Origin of the sequence: Nocardia sp. NBC_01503 (assembly GCF_036327755.1) — a bacterium.
Classification (GTDB): domain Bacteria; phylum Actinomycetota; class Actinomycetes; order Mycobacteriales; family Mycobacteriaceae; genus Nocardia.
The window spans coordinates 1,013,659-1,028,831 of record NZ_CP109596.1 but is presented as its reverse complement, the minus strand read 5'-3'; the positions used below and the strand labels follow the sequence as shown (position 1 = coordinate 1,028,831).

Genomic DNA, 15,173 nt, shown 5'->3' with positions numbered 1-15,173 from the left:
GGAGCCACCCCCTGGAAGCACCCCGTCGAACCTTCCCCCGTCATCCCGGCATGCTTTTGGCCGGGATCCACAGCGGCGAGGTGGATCCCGGCCAAAAGCGCGCCGGGATGACGAGGTGGCGGATCGGGCAGGCGGTGGGCGCTGTGTTGCTTGCGGCGGGCTTGGTAGCCGGTGTCGGCGGTTGCGCCTTCGACCCGTCTTCGGTCCCGGTTCCCGGCACCTCCGTCTCCGGTCCGACGTATCGCATTCACATCGAATTCGGCAATGTGCTGAATCTGCCCGCGCGCGCCAAGGTCATCGCCAATGGCGCCCAGGTCGGCACGGTTTCCGGTGTGCGCGTGGTGGATTCGGCGCATGCGGGTGGCCGCGGCGGGTATGTGGTGGTGGACGCCGATATCTCGGCCAAGGTGCAGTTGCCCGAGACCACCATCGCCGAGCTGCGCCAGAACACGGTGCTCGGTGATATCCACCTGGCCCTGACCACGCCGACCGATGGTTTCGGCTCGCTGCTGCGTGCGGACGGCACCATTCCGCGGGAGCGCACGCATCCGCCGGTACAGCTCGAGGACACCATGGCCGCGCTGGCCGCCTTCACCCAGGGCGGTGCGGTGAATCAGTTGCAGGACATCATCAATCGCTTCAATGCCGTACTTCCTGCCGATCCGAACGAGACCAAGCGGATCGCGCGGAACGCCGCGGGCAATGCCGTGGATCTGGCCGCGAATCTGGATCAGGTCGACTCACTCCTGAACGGTCTGGGCACCAATGCCCAGGTGCTGCACGATCGCGTGGATTTCCTGGACCATCAGCTCAGCCAGGAGTCGGTCGATGCCATGAACGGCATCACCGATTCGATCCGTGGCGTTACCCAGATCTTCGCCGCGCTCGGCCAGCTCGGCTCATCGCTCACCTGGCTGGCCCCGGTGGTCAATTCCGCCGATGGTGCTGCCAAAGCGTTCGTGCCCCTGGCTTTCTCGGGTTCGCCGCTGGATCTGTCGGTGCCCTCGAACCTGTCCATGCTGGTATCGCTGCTGCGCGACAAGCTGATTCCCTTCGTCGAGCACGGACCGAAGGTGAATATTACCGGCGTACAGGTGAATTCGGTCTCCAAGGACGACCAGGTGGGGAATATCCTCTCCGCCCTGCGCATGATCGGAGCGGTGCGATGAAGTGGGGATCGCTGGCCTCGCTCGGCGGTATCGCCGCGGTCACCGTGGTGGGCGCGAGCTACCTCACCTTCGGGGTGGTGCGCGCGGACCCGTTCGCCGAGTACACGCACGCCTCCATGGTGCTGGCGAACTCCGGCGGTTTGAGTGTGGGATCGCCGATCCTGTTGACGGGTATGAAGGTCGGCAAGATCACCTCGGTGGACAGCACCGCCGCGGGGGTCGAGGTCGGCTTCCGCGTCGACGCCGATCGCCGGGTGCCGACCGACAGTGTCATCAGCATCGAACAGCTCTCCGCCCTGGGCGAACCGTATGTGGAGATCCGCCCCAAAACCGGTGGTGCGCCGTATCTGAAGGACGGGCAGCGCCTGGACACCTCGGCGGTCAAATCCCCGCTCGCCATTCCGGCGGTGGCGCGCCTGGTCAATCAGGTGATGAATCAGCTCGATCCGACCGTGGCGGCATCACTGGCCAACACCCTCGGCGCGGCCTTCCATGACACCGATTCGGCGATGCCCGCGCTCACCCGTGCCGGTAATCTGCTGGCGTCGGCGATTATGAGCCGTGAACCCAAGATTGCTCAGCTACTGAACAGTTTCCAGGCTGCGGCCTCGAACATGAGCGGCATGGGCGAGGCTACTGCCACCGCCGCACCCGCCTTCGTACAGTTCGCTCAGTCTCTCAATGACCTCGTCGAGGCGGTCGGTAGGCTCGTTGATCGAGTGCCCGGACCGCAGTCCTATGTGGATAGCAATGGTCTGGCACCCTTCCTGGCCAAGTTGGCCGACTGGTTGCGGCAGGCCGGACCCGAACTGAAAACCCTCGCGCCCCAATTGCAGCCGCTGGCCGATGCCGCACGCGGCACCGGGCCGCAACTCGATATCAGCGCCCTGATCGCACAGGCCCTCGCCAGTACCGGCGATAACGCCGTGCGCGTCCAGGTCAACGTCAAGTAGTCCCACCGAAGAAGGAGAAGCGGATGTCGCAGGACACCGAGCCGAAGCGGGCAGTCGACGCGGAGGCCGCTGCTGTCTCCGCTCCGGAGCAGTCCGAGACCCGGGTGGCCCCCGAGCTCCCGAAGACCGTCTCGCTGAAGCTGTCCAGCCTGGTCACGGCCACGGCTGCCGTACTGCTGATCGGCGCGCTCATCACCGTGAGCGTGCTGTGGATGAACAGCCGTAGCGCGCTCAGCGATCGCGATGCCACCGCGGCCGCCGTTCAGCATGCCGAACAGGTGGCCACCGACTATTCGGTCGGCGCGTCGAATATCAACTTCTCCGACCTGAATTCGTGGACCGGGCGGCTCAAGGCCAATACGACTCCGCGCCTGGCGGATAAATTCGATGCCACCGCCGCCAAGCTCCAGGAGATTCTGGTCCCGCTGAAGTGGACCTCGAGCGCCACTCCGGTGACGGCCAAGGTGATGTCGCATGAGAACGGCGTCTACCTGGTGAATGTCTTCCTGAATGTCACCTCCACCAATGCGCAGAATCCGCAGGGTGTGCAGACCACCGTCACCTACAACGTGACGGTCGATCCGAGCAATGGCTGGAAGGTCGCCGATGTGGGCGGTATGAATCTGGCGCTGCCCAAGCAGTAGCCGCCAATCTTGCCCGGCGTGATTGCGATCCAGGTCACTTTCATGCGATAGTTCCGAGTGTGTGAGACGAAGCGGTCTCACATTGGGCTCGGAGGGTGGAGAATTGAGCAAGCCGAAGACCGCGCGCCGAATGGCCGTCGCGCTGGCGGGTATTGTCGCGGCGGCCGTCATGGCCACCGGAACCGCGGCGGCCGATCCGGTGCCGGTACAGCCCGCACCCGCGATCGCCGTTCCGCCGGAATTGGATTCGGCCTTCTACCGTCCCGCCCCCGAGTTGGTGGCGAGCAAGGCTCCCGGCGAGCTCATTGCCGCTCGTCAGGTCAATGTCGCCAATTTCGGCGTGATTCCACTGAATGTGGATGCCTGGCAGTTGTCCTATCGCTCCAACAACAGTCGCGACGAAGCGATTCCGGCCGTCGCCACCGTGCTGAAGCCGCGTGGCTCCGCCCCGGACAAGCTGATCTCCATGCAGATCGCCGAGGACTCCCTCGCGGGCTACTGCGCACCCTCCTACGCGGTCCAGCAGTGGTCGCTGAGCGCGCTCGGCGGCCAGATCGTGGTACCCGCCGAATTCGCCATCACGCAGGGCGCGCTGTCGCAGGGCTGGGGTGTGGTGATTCCCGATCATCAGGGCCCGAACGAGGCTTATGCCGCAGGGCCTTTGGGCGCGCGCATCACCCTGGACGGAATTCGCGCGGCGCGGAATTTCGAACCCATGCGGCTGGCCGCCGGGACCCGCGTCGGTATGTACGGCTACTCCGGTGGCGCGATCGTCACCGGCCACGCCGCGGAGTTGAAGCAGTCCTACGCACCCGAACTGAATATCGTCGGCGCCGCGGAGGGCGGTGTGCCCGCGGATTTGGGAATGACGCTGAGTGTGGCGAACGGTCAGGCCACCTCCGGCCTGATCTTCGCCGCGGTGCTCGGATTGACCAGGGAATACCCGGATTTCGCGCGTTTCGTGAACGAGCGGATGGATCCGCTGGGGCAGGCCCTGGCCGCGGTGAAGAACAACCTGTGCGTGCAGTACACCTCGTCGCTGCTGCCATTCCTGAATTTGAAGGGCATGCTGCACACAGCCGGCGATCCGTTGCAGGATCCGGTCGTCGCCGATGTCATCGACAAGACCCGCATGGGAAAGACCGTTCCGGATATGCCCATGTACATCTGGCAGGCGAATCCGGATGAGATCATTCCGGTCGGCCAGGTCAATACGCTGGTGGACACCTATTGTCAGAATCCCGGGGCCACTGTGAAGTACACCCGCGAGCACCTCGGCGAACACGTCGTCACCGAGATCTCCGGCGGCGGCCCGGCCATGCTGTGGATGAAGGATCGGCTGGAAGGTGTTCCGGCGCAACCGGGTTGCTCCACCGCCGATGCCGGTTCCCTGCTGCTGGACGCGGACGGCAGGGCCATGCTCCTGGGAACCTTCGGTGAGGTGTTCGCGTCGTTCTTCGGAAAGCCGCTCGGCGCAAAATAATAGGGCCCGTGGCACTGGGCCCGCACCACTGGAATTTCTCGACTCCGGCGGCTCCGGAGTCGATCGCCCCTACGCTCGCCTACACCGAACAGGTCGCCGAGCAGCTGCTGCCCCGGGTGGCGGGGCTGTAGCCGACCGGTGTTCCCGTGACGGGCAACCGGGGCGGCCGGTATCATCGCGCGCGCTACTCATCACCTGGAGGAACCGTGCCCGCGAATCCCACCGCCGCCGAACTGCTGGCGACCGTCGAAGCCTCCCCGCGGGCGGTGGCGGCGCACGACCGCGCCGCCTGGGTCGGCCTCTTCGCCGACTCCGCCAGCGTGGAGGACCCGGTCGGTTCGCGCCCGCATATCGGCCGCGCCGCCATCGAGCGCTTCTACGAGACCTTCATCGCGCCCAATGGCATCGCCTTCGATGTCGAGCACGATGTGGTCTCCGGTATGACGGTCTTCCGCGATCTCAGTATTGCCACCACCATGTCGACCGGTGTCACCCTGCACGTGCCCATGCATCTGCGTTACGACCTCTCCGAGGTCGACGGTGAGCTGAAAGTCCAAGCGCTGCGCGCGCATTGGGAGCTGCCCGGGATGATCGCCCAGCTCATGGGTTCGGGTGCGCAGGGCCTGCTGGCGGGCGCGAAACTCGGCCCGCAGCTGCTCGGCAACCAGGGTATCGGCGGCGCAATGGGTTTCATGAAGGGTATGCGTAGCGTCGGCCCTGCCGGTAAGCAGGCGGCCGGACGACTGCTGGACGCGGCGGGCCGCGGTGAATCGGCGGGCGCACACGCGGCGCTGGCTCCGGTGCCCCGGCTGTCCTGGGCCGAGGACGAGCGAATGTCGCTGGAGGACTTCATCGTTCGTGCGAAGGGTTTGCGCTGGAGCAAGCCCATCGCGGCGGGCCGCACCGTCACCGTCTCGGTGGAGACCCGTGACGGGCGCGGTATCGCGCAGCTCGACTTCACCGAGCGTGGCGCGCGGATCGAGGCCGTGCGCGTCTTCGTACCCGCACGCAGCTGAGCCCGCGCGATCACCGCACGGGTGCGGGCTCCGCTGCGGCGGGGGTCAATCCCGTAGGCCGACAATCTGGGTGAGTGGATCGGTCCGGCTGAAGTTACTGCCGCCGGCCGAGCCCACCACCTTCCCGTGTACGGCGATCATCCACTGTCCGCAGACGCACCGTAGGTACTGCACCGAGCGGTGCGAGGAGACGGGCGTGGGGGAGGGCCAAGCGCAGGAAGGGCATTCGGCTATCACCACTTCATCCTGCGCGCGCCGACGCGGGCGCGCCCGCAGGACACGCGGCAAGATCGCAAACTGATTGCGAGAATTGCCTGGTTCACATTGCGTGATTTACCAATGCGTGCAGGCGAACTGGAGTCGCTTCACACCGGTTTACCGCGCCGCACGGCGGATGGTGTTGTGCCCCACCAGCGCTGGCAGCAGCGGGTGAAGGTGGATTGTTCGGAGAGCCCGACCAGTGAGGCCACCTGACTCATCGGCATATCGGTGGTGGTGAGATAGCGGCGTGCCTCGGTGCGGCGGACCTCGTCCAGTAGCGCGGCGAAGCTGGTGCCCTCGGCCGCCAGCCGCCGTTGCAGTGTGCGCGGATGAATGGTGAGCAGCCGTGCGACAGCGCCGATTTCGGGTGCGGCGGTGCCGAGCAGTTTCTGCAGGGTGATGCGCACCTGCGGGGTCAGCGCCGTCGACGCCCCGCCGGATTGCTCTGCCAGAAACGCCATGGCGAGGCGATGCAGATTCTCGTCTCCACCCGAGAGCGGCCGATTGGCCAGCGCGCTCGGCACTCGCAGCAGGGCAACCGGACGCTCGATTCGCACTGGGGCGCCGAAGAATTCCTCGTACACCTGAATCGGCGCGGCCGGTCGATACGGCAGCTCCACCGAGCGCAGGCCGTACTTCTCCTCGGCGAGCCGTTGAATCGCGCGGTGTACGAATGCCAATCCGACATCGGTGCCCTGTACCGGTGTCGGGAGCCCGGGCGCGGTGACGCCGTAGCGCAGGGCGATCACCCCGCGATCGCCGTACGGGTCCGGTCCCATGGTCAGGCTCAGCGACCGCGCGTGCACGAACAGATACCGCGAGGTGCACTCCAGGACATCCGCCAGGGTCGGCGAGTTGCGAATGGCCAGTGCGAGTGGCCCGAGCATGTCCAGATCCTGTCGGCGTGACATGCGCAGACCCAGATCCGGACAGTTCAGTCGATGCGCGGCGAGTTCGAGGGCCGCGCCCACCGCTTGGTCGGGCACGAGCAGATCATCGGTGTCGAGCGCCTCGAGGGGGAGTCCGCAGAGCGTGGCGAGCTCCTCGGCATCACCGCCGAGCTCGGCGACGGTGGCCCGGAACCCGCGCAATCCGGCGGATCGAATGACCGACATGTCGTCCAGAATCAAATACTTGTCGCGCAGAGTCAAGAAGGCCGTGCCCACCCGACGCAGACTGGAGGTTATGAGCGCCGCGACCTCCAGCCCTGTCGAGCACCTAGACGTCGTGATCGTCGGAGCCGGACTCTCCGGTATCGGCGCGGCGTATCGATTGCGGGCCGAACATCCCGGCCGCAGCTACGCCATCCTCGAATCCCGCGCGGCCCTGGGCGGCACCTGGGATCTGTTCCGCTATCCCGGCGTGCGCTCGGATAGCGATATGTTCACCCTCGGCTATCCGTTCAAGCCCTGGCGCGATGCCAAATCCATTGCCGACGGACCGTCCATCCTGCGGTACATCGAGGAGACGGCCGCCGAGAACGGTATCGACAAGCACATTCGCTTCGGCACCAAAGTCGTTGCGGCGGAATGGGACAGCGCCGCATCGCAGTGGCGGCTGACGCTCGAGGCGCGTACCGGCGACACGGTCGAGCAGCGCGCCCTCACCTGTGGATTCCTCTACTCCTGCGCGGGCTACTACAACTACGACCACGGTTACGAACCCGAATTCCCCGGCATCGGCGACTTCACCGGAACCGTCGTACATCCCCAATTCTGGCCGGAGGACCTGGATTACACGGGTAAGAAGGTCGTGGTCATCGGCAGTGGCGCGACCGCGGTGACACTGGTGCCCGCCATGGCCGAACAGGCCGAGCGGGTCACCATGCTGCAGCGCAGCCCCACCTGGATCTCCGCGGTCCCCGGCCGGGACAAGATCGCCGATCGACTGCGCGAACTGCTGCCGCCGGAGTTGGCGCACCGGGTGATCCGCACCAAGAACATTCTGTTCAATGTCGGCTTCTACCAGTACTGCCGCCGTCGGCCCGAGGCCGCGCGCAAGATGCTGACCGGCCTGACCAGCCGCATCCTCAAGGATGAGAGTCTGGTCGCCGAACATTTCACGCCCGACTACAACCCGTGGGATCAGCGACTCTGCGCGGTGCCGGACGCCGACTTCTTCAAGGCGATGCGCAAGGGTAAGGCAGAGGTGGTCACCGATCACATCGAAACCTTTGTGCCCGAAGGTATTCGGCTGAAGTCCGGCCGGGTGCTGGAGGCCGATGTCGTCATTACCGCGACCGGATTGCAGCTGCTGGCCTTCGGTGGTATCGGGCTGACCGTGGACGGCACACCGGTGGATCTGTCCGAGCAGTTCGTCTGGCAGGGCACCATGATGACCGGCGTCCCGAATTTCGCGGTCTGCATCGGGTACACCAATGCCTCGTGGACCCTGCGCGCCGACCTGACCTCGCGACTGGTGTGCAAGGTGCTCGGTTATATGGACCGCAACGGCTATTCGGCGGTCGTCCCGCGGCCCGAGCGCACCCTCGGTGAGCGACCGCTGCTGGATCTGGCGTCGGGCTATGTGCAGCGCTCGATCGCGGAGTTCCCGCGTCAGGGTGATCGGCATCCGTGGCAGGTGCGGCAGAACTATCTGCTGGATTCGGCGACCACGCTGCGCACGGATCTGCGCAAGACGCTGCGCCCGGTCCCGGTGACCGAGAAGCTCGAAACGGTCGCCTTGCCTCGGTAGCCAGCCCGACACTCCGGGTGTCGGTGCGCGAGGTTCGCCGCGGCCTTGGTCGAACGTGAAACCGCCTGTCAGGCTGGCGGTAACGTTCGGGCAACCGGTGGCCACGGTGAGGGAGGGTGATGGTATTCGAGGCTGGATTCGTACTGTCCGCACCGGATTCGGAGCCGCCGATCGCCCCGTGCCGCCGCACCCGTTTTCGCTGGGTGCGCCCGTCCGCACCCGTTCCGGCGCAATCAACGGCGCACTCGAGACCGCCGTCCTGTCGCAATCACGTCATGCGTAATGCGGCCGAGCGGCGTACCGGAACCGTTGCGCTACAACGGGTATTACAGGCTTCGCACGCTGCGAAATCGAGGGGGTGTGACGAAGTCGATACGCCGCTGCAATTCGCCGGGGTGGCACTGCGGTTGGCGCTGGAGGTGCTCGACGGGCGGCGCTCGCCGGTACAACTGCGCCCGCTCGCGGAGTCGAGCGTGATCGCCGCGCTGCGCACTTTGGCCGAGTACGGACAGGCCCCGGGCTGCGAGTTCGGGGCCGCCACGCTCACCAGGATCGATGTGATCATGACTGATTCGAAGGCGGCGGAAGTGTGTGCCGGATACGACCGGGGAACGCGACATTTCGCACTTGCCGCCCGCATTGTCCGCGGTCGTTCCGGGTGGCGCTTGACCGTTTTCCGGGTGTGCTGAAGACCGGATGGTCTCCGCGGTAATAGCAGAATAGTCTGAGCTCACCGAATACCATTCGCGCCTGGTTTGAAACTACCTCGCCGCGGCATTAGCATTTCGGCGAATAGCGGCACCTCTACGTGGAAGGGCAGTCCATGGCGAAGAAAGTCACCGTAACTCTGGTTGACGACTACGACGGCGAATCGAAGGCCGACGAGACAGTCTTTTTCTCGATCGACGGCATGGACTACGAGATCGATCTGTCGATCAAGAATGCCGGCAAGCTGCGGGAGTCTCTCGAGCCCTGGACCGAGAAGGCCCGCAAGGTCGGTCGTTCCAAGCAGCGCAAGGTTACGGCCGCCAACGGCCGTACCCGACCGGCTGTGGACCGGGAGGAGAGCACCGCGATCCGGGAATGGGCGCGCGCTCAGGGCCATCAGGTCTCCTCGCGCGGTCGTATTCCGGCCGAGATCGTCGAGGCGTACCAGCGTACGAAGTAAAGCGGGCGATCAACACCTGCCCGTAGGGGAATTCGGCGGCAGCCGGTGACCGTGAGGTTGCCGGCTGTTGTCTTTTATCAGGCGGCGCGCAACAGCGAATTTCCGGCTATCGGCAGTTCCGTTCGGATTCGCTCCAGTTGCCGGCGGGCGCTCTCGCGATGCGCGGCCGCCACATCGGTATCACCGAGTGCGTCGGCGAGCGCGGCGAGCACGGTATCGAGCGGTCCGAAAGCGGTCATACCGGTTTCACTGCCGATGATGCTGCCCGAATGCGGCAAAAGGTATTCATAGAGCGTACGAATATCGTCCGATTCGCCGAGTGCGATGGCGGTGCGCGCCCGCAGCGCCGACATGAGCACCGGATACATCTCCTCACGCACCCCGGCGGTCTCGTCGTAGATCTCCCGAGCCCGTCCGTGCTCCCCGGCGTGGATCAGCGCCAGCGCGTACGCCTGCCCGAAGGGGCCCGGCAACAGCGTGTAGATCTCCCCGAGCCGGGCCGCCAGAACCGCCAGATCACCACGCGCCCAACCGGTTCCGAGTGCGCAGAACAGCTTCGCCTCCGCGGCGTTGGCGATTCCGGAACGCGTTATCCGCCTGCCGAACTGCTCGTACAGCCGCTCGGCGGGCTCCACCTCACCGCGCAGCAGCTCCATGGTGGCGGCGAAGCAGCTGACCAGATCCAACAGCGGTTGCAACTGTCCCTCATCGGCATACTCCACCGCCTGCGCCACCCGCCGGGCCGCCTCGCGCAGATCCCCGTGCGCCACCGCCGCCCGATACGCCATGAAATGCGCCAGCGCCTGATACTCGGCCAGCCCGGCCTGTGCGGCGACCCGCTCCAACTCCGCGGTCAGCGCCACGAATTCGGGACCGAAGTCGAAGGTCAGGTAGGTCACGGCATTGATTGCCGCACAGAGTGATTCGGCATCCCCGTGCGTTCGCGCCAGGCCCAGTGCCTGCCGCGCCATGGCCTGCTCGTCGTCGTACTCCTCCAACCCCGCCTCGAAGCTCGCCGCGACCAGCAGCCGAATTCGTGCCGCATCGGACGCCTCGTCCATTTCGCTTCGCGGGGAGGCACTTTCGGTGGGATTCGAGCCGGACGCGCCGGCCGGGGCCGCCCGACCGGGCAGGGGAGGCGGAGCGAACACGTCGGGCGGAGCGAGCGGTTCGAGTGGGCCGAGCGGGGTGGGCCGGCCTGGCAGGGTCGACGGGCCGAGCGGGGTCGACGGGGTCGGTGGGCCGGACGGGTCGTAGGCGGCGAGGGCTCGGGACAGGGCGCGCCGGATGCGATGGTCGGGGGTCCGCCATTCTCGGATCGCCCAGATGACCGGGGCCCGCCAGCAGGTGAGCGCCCGGGTGCGGAACCGGAAGTCGTCGAATATCGCGGCGGCGGTGCGGGATCGGGTGCGCAACCGCTCATTGTCGAGGTCTTCGGCCAGGGCCAGGGCGCGTAATCGTTCGGCGCGGGCCGCGCGGTGTTGATTGTCGTAGCCGAGGGCGGTGACCAACGCGCAGCGGGTGTCCAGCAGGGCTATGCGATCGTCGTGCTCGGCGTGATCGGCGGTATCGCCCGCCAGGTCGTGCAACTCCACGGCGGCGCGCAGCAGCCGTACCGAGGCATTGCGATCGCGGCGGGCCATTCGGCGTTCAGCGGCGGTGCGCACGTATGTGATTGCCGCCCTGGCGGTTTCGGCGCTCGCACCGCGAATGGCATGCCGGGCCAAGATATCCGGGTCGCGAGCCAGTACCGGATAGGAGTCGGCGTTTTCGCGCAGCAGTTCCAGTGCGGCCCAGTGCATTCGGCTGCGGCGCAGCGGCGGGATGCCGAGCTGGACCGCATCGCGGACCAGATCGTGTTCGAAGCGGATCCGGCCGCCACCCGCGCTGCGGACCAGTCCGGCGGCCTCCGCGGCGGCGATCAGGTCGATGAGTCCCTCCTCCGGCAGCCCCGTGGCCAGCCGCAGAATTCCGAGTTCGACTCCGCTGCCCCAGATCGAAATATACTGCAGCACTTCGGCAACCCCGTTCGGCAGCCGTGCGGTGCGATTGTCGATTAGCTCCCGAATGGACTCCGGCACCTGCTCCAGGGTGCCGTGCGCGGCCAGTAGCTTGGCCAGCTCCCGGACGAAGAGCGGGTTACCGCCGGTGCGTTCGTGCAGCTGGGCGAGCAGCTCCGAGCCGATCGGCGTGAGCCCCGCAGCCTCGGCCACCTGCCGTGTCCCGGCCGCGTCCAACCCGGTCAACTCCAGGTGGGTGGCCGCGTACTGTGCCAGTGCGGCAGCGGTATCGCGTACCCCGCGCCCGGCCTCCGAGCGGCGCGTGGTCGCCAGGATCAGTACGGGTTCATCCCGCAGCCAGTTGATCAGTTGCCGCAGCACCTGCAGGGTGGCGGTATCGGCCCGGTGCACATCCTCCAGCAGGATTGCCACCGGCGCGGAGACCGCCGCGCGCCGACATGCCTGTGCCAGCTTCCGCGACAGCGTGAATGGATCCGGCTCGCCGCCGGACGGAAAGGCCACCGCCGCGGTCGGTTCCAAGTTGCCGTAGATCTCGGTCCAGGGCCAGGCCGCCGGGGCACCGTCGATATCGAGGCAGTTGCCGGTGGCCACGGTCCAGCCGGTGGCGGTCAGGGCCGCCAGGACGGTTTCGCTCAGCGCCGTCTTGCCCATCCCGGCCTCACCCGAGATCCAGGCCAGGCGCAATCGGCCGGTGCGGGCGACCTCGGCGAGGGTGAGCAGATCGGAGAGTTCGGCGGAGTATCCGGTGCCGGCGGGGGTTTCGGTGAAATGTTCGGCGGGTGCGGGGGATTCGGTGACGGCGGGCAGTCCGCCGGGTACCGCCAATTCGGTGGAGTGGGTGAGGATGGCGGTCTCGAGGTGCCGCAATCCAGGTCCGGGATCGACGCCGAATTCCGCGCTCAGGAATTCACGGGAGCGTCGAATTGTGGTGAGCGCCTCCAATTGCTGACCGAGTTGGTATTGCGCGGTGGCGAGCATCCGTACCAGTTCCTCACGCCCGGGATGTTCGTCGAAGAGTGCGCGCAGTTCGATCACCACCTCCCCGGAACGCCCGACTTCGAGTTTGGCCTGTGCGTTGAGTTCCACTGCGGTGAGCCATAAGTCGGTGAGTCGATCCGCCTCCGCGGTGGCCCATTCGGTATCGGCGAAGGCCTCCAATGCGGGGCCGTGCCATTGTCCGAGGACGGTTTCGAGCAGTGCGCTGCGTTCACCGGGTTGCGGCCGGGTTTCGGGATTGCCGGTGAGTTCCTGGTAGGTGCGCAGCTGTTCTTCGAATTGCCATGCGTCCACGGCATTCTCGGCTATTCGCAGCGCATAACCGGACGATTCGGACACGAGGTATCGGGAGGGCGCACGCCGCGGCCGGTCCGGTTCGAGCAGTCGCCGCAGATTGTGCACATGGACCTGCAGCACCGAGGTGGCCTTGGGTGGCGGCGCTCCCGCCCATAGGTCGTCCACCAGCCGCTCCGCCGCGACGGCCTGGCCGCGAGCCACGATGAGCCGCCCCAATACGGCGCGCTGCATGGGTGTTCCGAGTGGGGTCTCGCGACCGTCGAGGGTGAGGCGCAGTTGGCCGAGTACCCTGATCTCCGGCCCGCCCATCGAACCCTCCTCGTCCCGAAAGCAAACTGGACGTTCGCCGCAAGAAGAGCACTATCCCGCAAAAACCCGGAGATGCCAAAAGTTTGCACAATAGTTGTCGAATAGTTATGCCCGTACCCTTCCGAACCGCTCTGGAAGTGCAGCGGAAGTGGCCTCCCGGATACTTTTGGGTGGAACCAAACCTGACCGAAGAGGTGCTCGTCATGTCGCAGCAATCGCATTTTCCGAGTGGATTCGGAGAGAGTGGAATCGAACCCGCCGTCGACGGTTTCTATGTCGATCGCGACGGTGATATCTGGGAGAAGCAGGACGAGGGCTGGCGGCTGATCCTGCAGCGCGGCGTAGCGGTGGATCCCATATCCCTGTGGGATTGGACCGAGGGCTGCGTTCGTGATTACGCGCCATTCGCCCCGGTGGGTGCCGGACTGAACTGACACAAAGGCATTACGGCCCCTTGCCCTTTCGGACCCGCTCGCTAGTGTGGAGTCGAGTTCGCCCCATTAGTCCCCCGATTCCACGAGGTGACCATGACGCAGGGTTGGCCAAGCTCCAGGGACTCCTTCGACTCCATCGACGATATATTCCAGCGCTTCTTCGGCTCCGGTATGGCGGCCCAGCCACCGGTCCAGCGCATTGATCTGACCCGATTGCTGAGCGAGAGCGCCAAATCCGTCGTGGACGGAGTCCGGGCCGCCGTACGAGGAGCACCATCGGGTGCACTATGAGGACGAGGCGCTGATCGCGGCGGCCGAACTCTCGGATCGGTACCTCACCGACCGGTTCATGCCGGACAAGGCCATCGATCTCGTCGATCAGGCGGGCGCGCGCGTGCGACTGCGCACCCGCACCCTCGACCCGAAGGCGCGCGAGAGTCAGGAGCGGCTCGCGGGTCTGCGCAGGGAGAAGGATGCCGCCGTCGCCGCCGAGGATTATGAGAAAGCGAATAAGCTCAAGGCCGAAATAGCCAAGGCGGAGAAGGGATCCGGCTCCGACAGTGCCACCTCACCCGAGGTGCAGCAGGTGACCGTCACCGATATCGCCGAGGTGGTCTCGCGCCAGACCGGTATTCCGGTCACCGATCTCACGGTCGAGGAGCGGCAGAAACTGCTGAAACTCGAAGAGGTGCTGCATAAGCGGGTCGTCGGGCAGGAGGAGGCGATTGTCGCGGTGGCCGAGGCGGTGCGCCGGGCGCGCGCCGGACTCAAGGATCCGAATCGGCCGATCGGCTCGTTCCTGTTCCTGGGACCCACCGGTGTCGGTAAGACCGAACTCGCGAAAGCGTTGGCGCAGGCGGTATTCGGTGACGAGGACCGGCTGATCCGCTTCGATATGAGCGAATTCCAGGAGAAGCACACGGTCTCCCGGCTGGTCGGCGCACCGCCCGGATACGTGGGCTACGACGATGCCGCGCAGCTCACCGATAAGGTTCGCCGCCAACCGTATTCGGTGATCCTGTTCGACGAGGTGGAGAAGGCGCACCCGGATGTGTTCAATGTGCTGCTGCAACTTTTGGACGACGGCCGGGTCACCGACTCCAAGGGCCGCACGGTCGACTTCAAGAACACCATTGTCATTCTGACCAGCAATATCGGCTCGGACATCATCCTGTCCGCCGAAGACGGTGACCTGGAATCGATTACACCGCAGCTGGAGGATCGGCTGCGCAAGCATTTCCGGCCCGAGTTCCTCAATCGGCTCGATGAGCAGATCGTCTTCCATCGCCTGGACCGCGATCAACTGCGCGATATCGTGGATCTGGTGCTGGATGGCACCCGTCGCCGCCTGCGCGCACAGGACATCGCCCTCGATGTCTCGGACAAGGCCACCGATTGGCTCGCCGATACCGGGTATCAACCCGAGTTCGGTGCGCGCCCGCTGCGCCGGACCGTGCAGAAGCAGTTGGACAATGCCCTGTCGAAGAAGATCCTGGACGGCGCGCTGGCTCCGGGCGATACCGTGCGCATCGACGCCGATGAGAACGGTCTGCTCATAGAGGCGTTGCACCGCAAGGCTTCCGGTAAGAAAGGCGCGGACGCCACCATCAATATCCCGGCCGGTACCGCGCCCGCCAAAACGGGACGCGGCAAGGCCGGTGCGGGCAAGTCCAAGCACTAGCCGCCCACGGACAGCGCCGCGCCGGGTCCACTCCCGGCGCGGCGCTT

At 65.9% G+C, this 15,173-nt stretch carries 12 protein-coding genes and 1 pseudogene; 11 read left to right on the top strand and 2 right to left on the bottom strand.

Annotation, left to right across the window (positions count from 1 at the left end):
• Positions 1-107 precede the first annotated feature (107 nt).
• The 6 genes from OHB26_RS04805 (at position 108) to OHB26_RS04780 (ending at position 5,265) form a co-directional block, all read left to right on the top strand.
• On the top strand, positions 108-1,169 hold the full coding sequence (locus OHB26_RS04805) for an MlaD family protein (protein ID WP_330183029.1): 1,062 nt from the start codon (positions 108-110) through the stop codon (positions 1,167-1,169).
• Complete coding sequence (locus tag OHB26_RS04800) at positions 1,166-2,122, top strand: MlaD family protein (protein ID WP_330183028.1); 957 nt, start codon at positions 1,166-1,168, stop codon at positions 2,120-2,122. Before OHB26_RS04805 ends, OHB26_RS04800 begins: the two co-directional genes overlap by 4 nt.
• Before the next feature lie 23 nt (positions 2,123-2,145).
• Complete coding sequence (locus tag OHB26_RS04795) at positions 2,146-2,766, top strand: hypothetical protein (RefSeq protein WP_330183027.1); 621 nt, start codon at positions 2,146-2,148, stop codon at positions 2,764-2,766.
• 130 nt (positions 2,767-2,896) lie between these two features.
• Positions 2,897-4,249, top strand: coding sequence for a lipase family protein (locus OHB26_RS04790; protein ID WP_442942984.1), 1,353 nt, complete (start codon positions 2,897-2,899; stop codon positions 4,247-4,249).
• 8 nt (positions 4,250-4,257) lie between these two features.
• Positions 4,258-4,380, top strand: coding sequence for a hypothetical protein (locus OHB26_RS04785; RefSeq protein ID WP_330183025.1), 123 nt, complete (start codon positions 4,258-4,260; stop codon positions 4,378-4,380).
• 75 nt (positions 4,381-4,455) lie between these two features.
• Complete coding sequence (locus tag OHB26_RS04780; protein WP_330183024.1) at positions 4,456-5,265, top strand: nuclear transport factor 2 family protein; 810 nt, start codon at positions 4,456-4,458, stop codon at positions 5,263-5,265.
• Positions 5,266-5,630: 365 nt separating this feature from the next.
• On the opposite strand, the gene OHB26_RS04775 is transcribed toward OHB26_RS04780, so the two are convergent.
• Entirely contained in the window at positions 5,631-6,692 is a 1,062-nt protein-coding gene (locus OHB26_RS04775) for an AraC family transcriptional regulator (RefSeq protein WP_330183023.1), read from the bottom strand.
• 19 nt (positions 6,693-6,711) lie between these two features.
• On the opposite strand from OHB26_RS04775, the gene OHB26_RS04770 reads away from it, so the two are divergent.
• The 3 genes from OHB26_RS04770 (at position 6,712) to OHB26_RS04760 (ending at position 9,388) form a co-directional block, all read left to right on the top strand.
• The gene (locus tag OHB26_RS04770) at positions 6,712-8,220 is read left to right on the top strand and encodes a flavin-containing monooxygenase (RefSeq protein WP_330183022.1); all 1,509 of its coding nucleotides are present in this window, start codon (positions 6,712-6,714) and stop codon (positions 8,218-8,220) included.
• A gap of 275 nt (positions 8,221-8,495) precedes the next feature.
• Complete coding sequence (locus OHB26_RS04765) at positions 8,496-8,909, top strand: Rv3235 family protein (RefSeq protein WP_330183021.1); 414 nt, start codon at positions 8,496-8,498, stop codon at positions 8,907-8,909.
• A gap of 134 nt (positions 8,910-9,043) precedes the next feature.
• Positions 9,044-9,388, top strand: a complete 345-nt coding sequence (locus tag OHB26_RS04760) for a histone-like nucleoid-structuring protein Lsr2 (RefSeq protein ID WP_153807735.1) — start codon at positions 9,044-9,046, stop codon at positions 9,386-9,388.
• Positions 9,389-9,465: 77 nt separating this feature from the next.
• Here OHB26_RS04760 and OHB26_RS04755 read toward each other — a convergent pair whose 3' ends face one another.
• Positions 9,466-13,011: a BTAD domain-containing putative transcriptional regulator gene (locus tag OHB26_RS04755; protein WP_330183020.1), complete on the bottom strand. Its 3,546-nt coding sequence runs from the start codon at positions 13,009-13,011 to the stop codon at positions 9,466-9,468.
• 203 nt (positions 13,012-13,214) lie between these two features.
• Between OHB26_RS04755 and OHB26_RS04750 the strand changes: the two genes are divergently transcribed.
• Together OHB26_RS04750 and OHB26_RS04745 are read left to right on the top strand one after the other, a co-directional pair.
• Entirely contained in the window at positions 13,215-13,445 is a 231-nt protein-coding gene (locus OHB26_RS04750) for a hypothetical protein (RefSeq protein ID WP_330183019.1), read from the top strand.
• A 262-nt stretch (positions 13,446-13,707) separates the two neighbouring features.
• A pseudogene (locus OHB26_RS04745) lies at positions 13,708-15,126 on the top strand (AAA family ATPase); the annotation flags it as partial.
• Positions 15,127-15,173 lie beyond the last annotated feature (47 nt).